This window comes from Rhizobium sp. BR 362 (genome assembly GCF_036528765.1).
GTDB lineage: Bacteria > Pseudomonadota > Alphaproteobacteria > Rhizobiales > Rhizobiaceae > Rhizobium.
Genome location: NZ_JARWGH010000068.1, coordinates 1 through 6,631, shown reverse-complemented (window position 1 = coordinate 6,631; position 6,631 = coordinate 1). Strand labels below are relative to the sequence as shown.

The window sequence follows — 6,631 nt, the reverse complement described above, 5'->3', positions numbered from 1 at the left end:
CCCGCCAGGCGCTGGCGAGGGAATACTGGCCGTCACGCCCCGACACCATGGCGAAGACGAGATCGCCGATACGCGCAACCGGCATGCCGTCKGCGCTTCTGCCGAACTCCACCCCTGTAAATTCAGGGGTGGAGGCTTCGGAGGATTGTAGCGAGGAGCTGCTCATGCCGCTGCCCTCCCTTCGACGCGATCAGCGGCAACCTCGTCGGCGGTCACCTCCTCGAGCGCAGCATTGGGATAGCCGTGGCGGGTCAGCCATTCCTCGGCCGCCTGCCGACTGGCCGCAAGATGGACGAGCTCCGCGTTCACGCCGGCACGGTCGAAGACACGCACCGATCCCAGCGCCGGGCGCTCGATGACTTTGAATGTCAGCTCGCTGTTGAGTGAGAACGTCCGGTAGATGCGGATGGCAATCACGCCGCCTCCGCCGAAATCGCCCTCATGCAAGGTAAAATCGGGCGACAGGCTGACATTTCCGACGCCGCGCTCGCCCTGCTTGCGGATCAGCCGGCCCTTGCTGTTGCGGTTTTCCCAGGCGGCCAGCTTTTTCTTGTGGCGCGCCGGCGGGCGCGGCGTGCCGTCCGACCAGGCGACGATGGAGCCGATCGGGGCGAGATCGTATATCAAGGACGCAGACATGAGCTTTCTCCTTCAGCTTCTGCGGGTGATGAAAACGAAAGCGCCGCCGGTGATGGCCGGCGGCGGAAATTGATGGATGGGGTTGCACCGGGTGGCTACTCGGCCGCGATGCCGTAGGCGGTTTCGTCCGCATCCAGAGGTGCGCTCTCAAACTCGTCCGCCGGCTCTTGGGATTGCTCGACATCCGACCCAGCGGCAGCGGAGGCGGAGCCATCCTCATGGGTGTCCGAGTTCGCGGCAGGGTCACCGTCGCGATCATAGTCAGGAGTGTCGGCCTGCTTCATCAGGTCGGCGACCTCCTTCGGATCGGGCGTGAAGAGGGCAGCCCGAAGAACGAACTGCACCTCCTTGAAGTGATCGACCAGCATCGCGCGCGTTTCCCGCACCCGGGCGCGGGGCAGCACATTCACTTCCTTGGCCGCCGCTTCCAGCGCCTGACGTGACAGGCACACGAGAAACTCCTCCGTGCCCATGTTCGGGAGGAAACTGTCGGCACCGATCGCCTCGCCGGCGATACGCGAGATCACGCCGCTGTTGGAGATGTTGCGCCTGCACGACAGGACCTCGATGAGGATGGACCGGGCAGCTACCCGAACCGCCTCCATATCGAACGAAAGCCTGCCCCCTCCGGAGAAGAGACGGGCAGCATGGCGTTTCATGCGCTTCGTGCCGAACACATTGTCGTTGGAGCCCGAGTCGACACGGACATTTTGGCTGGAGAAGGCGAGCACGAGGAGGGCCATCAGCATGTCGTCCTCGATGGATGCACGCCCGAGCGCCTCGTGAAGCGCATCGGTGCGAAAATCGCCGATCATGTCCTGGCCCTTCTGCGTGACTTCGGGGCGGGCCTTCGGCGCCGTCGCTTCGTCGTCGGCCCCGGGCGAGCCGTCAGCCGACGTCGCGGTCTGTCCCGTAGGCTTCCTGACTTCCGGCATCCGATAATGGACCGACTGAACCTTGCCCTCGCGATCGAGATACATGGCGGTGCTGTCACCTTTGCCGGGCTTGCCGTAGATGCGTTCTGCCTTCTTGGGGAGGTCAGGCTCCCCCCAATTGTTGGCGTCGACGACCACGCCCTTCTTTGGGAGATTATTGGTCATCCACTCCTGCTGCGCGCCAAGAAAAGCCTCGACATTGGTGGTGTAGCGGCTGTCCTGATCAGCGGGAGCGAAGAGATCTTCGACCCACTCGATGCCGTAGGCCTGGCGCAGGTCGTCGCCAAAGCTGGCATCCTTGGCGTACATCCGCTTCTTGGAAAGCGCGTTGGCGACCGACCACCACGGTGCCGTGTCTCCCTTCTTCGGCTTGTTGGCCTTCCACACCTCCTTTTGTTCATCGATGCTTGCCGCCGCGATCGTGCGAAGCTGCTGCTCGGACGGCATGTCGCCGAGCGCGATCTGGTCCAGCATGGCCGGCAGCACGCCGGCGAGGAGGCGCAGCTTCTTGATCTGTCTGAGGGGCAATGCCAGCGCGCTGGCGATCGCCTCCTCGGTCCAGTCGAGCGCAACGAGGCGTTCGATACCTCGCCATTGATCGACCGGATTGAGCGGCTCACGCGCGATATTCTCGACCATCGACCGCATGGCGCCATTGTCGTTGGCAGCCTCGACGACAATCACGTCGATCTCCTCGAGGCCGGCGGCGACGGCCTGACGGCGACGGCGATGACCCGCTTCGATGACGAGACCGTTGCCGCCATCGCGCTCCGGGAAGACAACGAGTGGCTGGATGATGCCGACAGCCTTGATCGTGGCGAGAAGCATGGCGTCCGCCTGCGGCGTCGATTTGGACTGGCGCGTGTTGTCTGGATTGTCCTTCAATGCACGCGGATCGACCTTCATGAGATACATGGGATGCTCCTTTTCAGGGATTTGGGCGCGACCCTTGCCGGCCCTTCCTGCCTTCATTGTTTCCTGAAGACACTTCCCGGACCGCGGAGCGGGCGGCCGGGTGCAACTGCGGTCGAGCAACCCTGCCGCGAAGGGCGAGCGGGGCAGGGCCCTGCGAAGGACGAGTGGCCGGGATGCGGAGACGGCGGTTGAGCGTCAGCGGTAACCGGTAGACCGATCTGCGACGGGTGCCTCTCCCTTCTTCCTTCTTTCTTTCGGTCCCTCGTTTCTGCCCGCCTGTTGCGGTCGGGGGGAATGGACCCGAATGCCGTGCTTGGAACCGAAAATTTCTTCGTTCGATTGGACAAAAAAAAATGGGCCAGCGGAAAACCGCGGCCCTTAAGGTATGAAGGTCAAAAACCTCCAGAGGGGAACAGCTGCTGCGGCGGAACTGGGAGGAAAGCCGCCATGTGCATCAGCTGCGTGCACAATGCTCGATTTTTGACCAGACGGAAAACATTTATTGTGCAATGCAGCTATGCGCATGCTTCACCGCACTCACGTTCGTCCTCATGCCGCCTCTGCGGCGCGCTCGGTATCTTTGCGCGCTTCGGCGGCGAGCGCCTCGTCAACTTCCCGAAGCTGTCGGCGTTTCTCGGCAAGTTCGGCCGAGAAGGCAAAGGCGCCGCCGTCTCGCGAACGGTAGGAGGCAAGCCGTCGCTGAGCCTCCTGGAGGCGTTGACGATATCGGTCCTGTTCGACCTCGAAACCGTCGAGGGCGTGTTCGAGCCGGGAGACTGCGCCGCGAGGCGTGACGGTGATGGCGAGATCGATCTCGTAGTCGGCGCCGGTGCGCTGAAGCATGGTCGTGTAGCGATATCCATCGCCCTTCCCAAAGCGTTCGCCCTTGAACACGAGATCGAAACCGCCGATCGAGGCAAGAACGGCTTGCCCCTCCTGCTGCATTTGGACCAGAGTCAGGATTTCCCTCATCAGCGCCCGGCCGGCATCCTTTCGTTCCTCGAAGGACTTGCCCGTGACGGCGATAATGAAGGCATCGCCGGTGGTCGGCACAAGACGTTCGATGTCCTGTCCGATCTCGGCGATGCGCCGGGTCGATGTCTCGATATCGCGTTCGGCATCCCGCATCTGGCGTCGAACGGCGAACTGGTCGTCGTCATGGGCAGCGCGCAACCTGTCGAGACGGGCGATATCCGCTTCAAGACCGGCCTTTTGCATCAGGCGTTCGTCGCCCGAGGCGATCGCCTTGGCCATGGCAAACTGGTTGGCGGCACCTTCGCCGAGATCTTCGAGGCGGCGGATCGAGGTATCGCCGGAGAGCGCCGCCGCGATGAAGCGCGCCTTGCGTTCGTTGTTCTGCCACATCGAGGCGTCGAGCGACCCCTCGGTTGCGTAGGCGAAAATATCGACGACATCGTGCTGGTTGCCCTGCCGCACGATACGGCCCTCGCGTTGCTCGATATGCGAGGGCAGCCACGGCACGTCGAGGTGATGAAGGGCCTTGAGCCTGAGCTGGGCGTTGACGCCGGTGCCCATCGTTTCGGACGATCCGATGAGGAAACGAATCCGGCCGGCGCGAACGTCCGCGAACAGGCGCTGCTTGGCTTCCGTCTTCTTGTAATCCTGCATGAAAGCGATTTCGTTAGCCGGCACGCCGAGACGGACCAGTTCGTCACGGATCCAGCGATAGGCCGAGAAGCCGCGGGTCTTCTCGACATTGATGGTGCCGAGATCGGAGAAGATCATTTGCGCGGCGCCAGGCAGGTCAAACGGCTTGCCGTCCGGACGGAGATAGGTGTTTTCTGCCGTTTCCCGCCATATGCGGAATGCGTTGCGGATCAGGAGATTGAGCTTGTTGTCCACCTCGTTGTCGTTGGCCGGGACGACAAGCCGGAGATCGATTGCCGCGTGGCGGCCATCAGTGATGACCGAGAGCAGGATATCGTCGCCGGGCTCGGCCGGCCCCTCGCGCATCTCGATCGCCTTGATGCGGGCGTCGAGAATATGCTGATAGGCCCTGAAGGCAGGTGTCGGCTTGGCAGTGAGAATCTGCCGGCGACCAGTCGAGGTATCAGGAACCCTGACGTACTCTCTGAGGTCCGCGGGCAAGACGACATCGGCGAATGAACGGAACATGGCGATCAGCTCGGGCACGTTGACGAAGGATGCAAACCGGCTGACCGGCTTGTATTTGCCGGAGGGCTGGATCTCGAGTTCGGTGGCCGTGTCGCCAAAGCAGGATGCCCAGGCGTCGAATTCATGCAGCCCGCGCTCATGCAGGGCGTCGCGGCCCAGCAGCCGCTGGATCGAGTACATTTCACCGAGCGTATTCGTGATCGGCGTGCCGGACGCCAGCACCAAAGCGCGGCCGGGATTTTTGCTCTCGATGAAACGGGACTTCACATAAAGGTCCCAGGCGCGTTGCGAGCCGTTCGGGTCGATGCCCTTCAGTGTTGACATATTGGTCGCGAAGGAAAGCTTGCGGAACTCCTGCGCCTCGTCGACGATGATCTGGTCGACGCCAATTTCGGAGATGGTCAGCAGGTCGTCCTTGCGGGTAGAGAGCGATTCCAGGCGCTCCTTCAGACCCTCTTTCAGGCGCTCGAGCCGCTTGCGCGAGACCCGGTCGTCGCTATCGACCTTGGTAAGCAAGTCCTCGTAGAGCTGCAACTCGTCCTGGATCATTTCCTGTTCGAACGCGGACGGTACCGAGATGAATCTGAAGGCCGAATGCGTGATGATGATTGCGTCCCAGGTGGCAGTTGCGGCGCGGGAGAGGAAGCGAGCCCGCTTGTCCTTGGTGAAGTTGGTTTCGTCGGCGACGAGAATGCGGGCGTTGGGATAGAGGGCGAGAAACTCGCGCGCGGCCTGGGCCAGGCAATGGCCCGGTACGACCAGCATCGCCTTGGCGATAAGCCCGAGCCGCCGCTGCTCCATGATCGCCGCCGTCATGGTCATGGTCTTGCCGGCGCCGACGGCATGCGCAAGGTAGGTGGAGCCGGACGAAATGATCCGCCAGATGCCGCGTTTCTGGTGCCCGTAAAGAACAAAGACACCAGAGGCGCCAGGGAGTTGGAGATGGGAACCGTCGAACCTTCGCGGCGCTATGTTGTTGAAGCGGTCGTTGTAAACGCGCGCTAGCCGGTCGGTGCGATCAGGGTCGGTCCAGACCCAATTCTGGAAGGCCTCCTTGATCTTCTGCAGCTTGTCGCGGGCGGCTTCGGTATCGACGACGTTCAGCACCCGGCGCTCGCCGTCGACGTCCTTGAAGACATCGAAGATCTGCGGGACGCGGCTGTTCAGCGCGTCGGCKAGCAGCTCGCCGGCATGCCGGCGGCTCATGCCCCATTCGGACGTGCCCGATGCGCTGTAGGCAAGCTGCCGCGCCTCGACCGTCCATGAGCCAAGTTCGGGCATGTGATGGATCCTGACATCGGCGCCCATCGTCTCCTTGACGAACGCGACCACGTCAGCCGCCGCAATCCAGGGAGCGCCGAGGCGTGCGGTGATGTCAGACGGACTGAGGTCGGTCGGCTGCACCGCCTGCAGTGCGCGAACATTGCGCTCGAAGGCGGGATCGAGGGCGGCGGCCGCTTCAGCGACAGTGAGCTTCGTCCGGACTGGACCGGAGAGATATGCGTCCGAGGTCTGCCAGAAACCGTCCACTGGCTCGCGGAAGATGGCATCGCCGAGCTCATCGACCGCGGAGTCGGCATCCATGTGTAGCAGTTCGGCGATATGCTCGATATCGACCCTACCACGCTCGTTCAATACGACCGCCAGCGCATCGGCCGCGGACGTGATGACGGGCGGGGGAGGGGGCGAGATCACCCGTTCGGAAARGATCGGCCCGGGCTTTGCCGTGTCGGTTTCCAGGTCATAGTCCTCGATGGAGGCGACCAGCCAGCAATCGGGATCGTCGCGGAAGGGCTGGAGGTTTGGCTGGCGATGCGTTTCGCGCACTTCCCTGGTTTCGGTGTCCTCGGTGATCGAGACCGTCGTGTGATTGATCGGCCCGAAGTCGCGAACGAAGTTCGACCAGGCAATCCGAAGACGTACCTGCAGATCGCGCCACGGGCGATCCAGTTCCTGGGCCTTCACGATCTCGCGGACGGCGTCGCGGATCGGGATCAGCTTCTTGA

General features: G+C 62.8%; 3 protein-coding genes. All 3 read right to left on the bottom strand.

Annotation, left to right across the window (positions count from 1 at the left end; genetic code table 11):
* Positions 1 to 162 precede the first annotated feature (162 nt).
* The gene (locus QDY28_RS30395; RefSeq protein WP_331384820.1) at positions 163 to 639 is read right to left on the bottom strand and encodes a hypothetical protein; all 477 of its coding nucleotides are present in this window, start codon (positions 637 to 639) and stop codon (positions 163 to 165) included.
* A gap of 95 nt (positions 640 to 734) precedes the next feature.
* A complete protein-coding gene (locus QDY28_RS30390; RefSeq protein ID WP_331384819.1) occupies positions 735 to 2,489 on the bottom strand; it encodes a ParB/RepB/Spo0J family partition protein in 1,755 nt (584 codons plus the stop codon).
* A gap of 549 nt (positions 2,490 to 3,038) precedes the next feature.
* A partial coding sequence (locus QDY28_RS30385; RefSeq protein WP_331384818.1) for a DEAD/DEAH box helicase family protein occupies positions 3,039 to 6,631 on the bottom strand: 3,593 nt, incomplete at its 5' end.

What these genes read in the sequence shown, in the direction of transcription:
- QDY28_RS30395 (WP_331384820.1), bottom strand. Translation starts at nt 639, where the DNA reads ATGTCTGCGTCCTTGATATACGATCTCGCCCCGATCGGCTCCATCGTC.
- QDY28_RS30390 (WP_331384819.1), bottom strand. Translation starts at nt 2,489, where the DNA reads ATGTATCTCATGAAGGTCGATCCGCGTGCATTGAAGGACAATCCAGAC.